This is a genomic window from Streptomyces huiliensis (assembly GCF_020037025.1).
Taxonomy (GTDB): domain Bacteria; phylum Actinomycetota; class Actinomycetes; order Streptomycetales; family Streptomycetaceae; genus Streptomyces; species Streptomyces huiliensis.
Window position 1 is genome coordinate 1 of the sequence record NZ_JAIQLH010000532.1, and the last position, 1,121, is coordinate 1,121.

Consider the following 1,121-nt stretch of genomic DNA (forward strand, 5'->3'; position numbering starts at 1 on the left):
GCCGCCCAGGCGGCCGCCGGCTGGGCCCGGCCCGTGGCACGTCGCGCGGGGCTGGTGCTGCCGGACCTGGCCGCGCTGGGTCCGGTGGCCACGCTCGGCCGCCGGCTGCCGGGCTGCGCGCCGGGGTTGGGGGACGTCCGGTCCGCCGTCCTGCCGCCGGCCGTGGACGAGGACGGGGACGCGGTCGTCGTCTTCACCTCGGGGACGACGGACCGGCCGCGCGCCGTGGTGCACACCCGCTCCTCGCTCGCCGCCGGCATGCGGACGGTGACGGACCTGGTACGGCCGCTGCCGGGGCGGCCGGTCCTGGGCGGGACGTTCTTCGTCCTGGTCCCCTCCCTGGCGAGCGGCGCGCCGGTCGCGCTGCCCGCGCGCTCCCCGCGCGTCCTCGTCCGGCAGCTGCGCCGGCTGCGCGCCCAGGCCACCTACCTGACGCCTCCTCACCTGCGGTCCGCGCTGGCCGCGGGCGCCCGTTTCACGGGGAGGGTCTGGACCGGCAGCGCCCCGGCCGGTGCCGAGCTGCTCACGCGTGTCCGGCGGGCGGGGGCCGCCGAGGCGTGGGGGGTGTACGCGCTCACCGAGCTGTTCCCGGCCGCCGCGGTCGAGCAGCGGGACAAGGCCGCGTTCACGGGGGCCGGCGACCTCGTCGGGGCTCCCCTGCCGGGCGTCCGGGCGACGACGGACGCCGCCGGCCAGCTGCTCCTCTCCGGCCCGGCGGCACGCGACCGCTACCTCGGCGACTCCCCCGACCCGTGGGTGGCCACCGGGGACCGGGCGCGCCTGGAGGACGACCGGATCGTGCTCGAAGGCCGGTGCAAGGACATGGTGCTGCGGCGGGCCGAGAACATCTATCCGGGGCTGTACGAGCCCTCGTTGCACATCGCCGGGGTCGAACTCGCCGTACTGGTGGGCATCCCGGCCGGGGACGGTGACGAACGGCTGGTCGCCGTCGTCCAACCGCGCCCGGACGCCGACCCGGCGCGGCTGCGCGCCGGGCTGCGGGCGCCGCTGTCCCGCATGGGGTCGGCCCGTCCGGACGCCGTGGTGTTCGCGGACGTTCCCCTGACCGGCCGCTCCCGCAAGCCCGACCGGGCAGCCGCGGCGCGGCTGGCGGGGGCGCG

Annotated in this window: 1 protein-coding gene; it reads left to right on the forward strand. The window is 79.0% G+C overall.

The features are described from left to right. The coding region (locus tag JNW98_RS35690; protein WP_223772400.1) for an AMP-binding protein at nt 1-1,121 on the forward strand (1,121 nt) is incomplete at both ends.